Annotated in this window: 1 protein-coding gene and 1 pseudogene; both read left to right on the top strand. The window is 29.7% G+C overall.

From position 1 onward, the window contains the following. A partial coding sequence (locus FYJ83_RS19815; protein WP_195838082.1) for a transposase occupies positions 1 to 978 on the top strand: 978 nt, incomplete at its 5' end. After that, positions 975 to 1,204: pseudogene (locus tag FYJ83_RS19545) on the top strand (AAA family ATPase); the annotation flags it as partial. The gene FYJ83_RS19815 and the pseudogene FYJ83_RS19545, both read left to right, overlap by 4 nt.

The following is a 1,204-nucleotide window of genomic DNA, read 5'->3' as shown; positions in this document are numbered from 1 at the left end:
TTTTTAGATATTCATGTTAGGGCCTTTAATCGTATGGGTGGGGTCCATAGAGAATTAGTTTATGATAATCTAAAGCAGGCCGTAAGAAGGTTTGTTGGAAGAAATGAGAAAGAAGCTACAGAGGATTTAATTAAAATATCAATTTACTATGGGTTTAAATACAGGTTCTGCAATGTGGCTAAAGGAAATGAAAAAGGTCATGTAGAAAAAGGGATTGAATATGTTAGAAGAAAAGCATTTTCAAGTCAAACTGACTTTGAGTCTATAGAAGAAGCAAATACTTACCTTGGTGAGAAACTATTAGAACTTAATTCTAAAAAAAGAAACTGGTTACAAAATCAAAGTCCCTTAGATATATTAAATCAAGAAATGGCTTATCTAATACCGTTAAAGCCACCCTATGATGCCTCTAGAAGAGTTGAAGCAAGGGTTAATAAGTATAGTGTAATAACCATAGATCAAAATAAATACTCAGTACCAGATTATCTAGTAGGTAAATTTGTAAATGTAAAAATATATCCAGAGATAATAGAAATATATTACAAAGATAATAAGATAGCTGAACATAAGAGGTCATATCAAGCCCATTATTGGAGTATAGATATAAATCATTTTATTCATACATTAAAAAAGAAGCCTGGAGCATTACACGCAAGTGTTGGTAGACACCAGCTTAGCCCAGAGCTTCAAGAAACATATCAAGAATATTATACCAGTAATCCAAGAGATTTCATAGAACTTTTGGAATTAATAAAGGAAAAAGATTTAGACAGCGTATTAAAAGCAGTAGAAGAATTAAGGAAAATAAAGAAAGAATTAGTAACAACAGATAATATTAAAAATATAATTTTCAAACTTCCAATGGATAAAGAATCCTTAGAAACTAAGGATATATCAATACAAAATGCATCATTAAAGCAAATCTCAATATTAAATGATTTGTTTAACTTAAAACCAATAGGGAGGTATGAAAATTGAATGAAATATTACAAGAAATTAAAAAATATGTATCAGAACTGAAGATTCCAGGTGTGAATCAAGGGTTAAAGATGAGCATTGAAGAAGCATACAAATTTGATAAACCCTATGAAGAATTCTTAAGAGATATCTTAATAGAAGCCTATGATATGAGAAAGGAAAATGGCAAGAAAAACAGAATTAAGAATGCTAGATTTCCCTACAAAAAGTATCTAGATGAACTAAG

It is taken from the genome of Tissierella pigra, from assembly GCF_009695605.1.
GTDB classification, from domain to species: Bacteria; Bacillota; Clostridia; order Tissierellales; family Tissierellaceae; genus Tissierella; species Tissierella pigra.
Note: the sequence above shows the minus strand (reverse complement) of the source record. Positions and strands in the feature narration are given on the sequence as shown.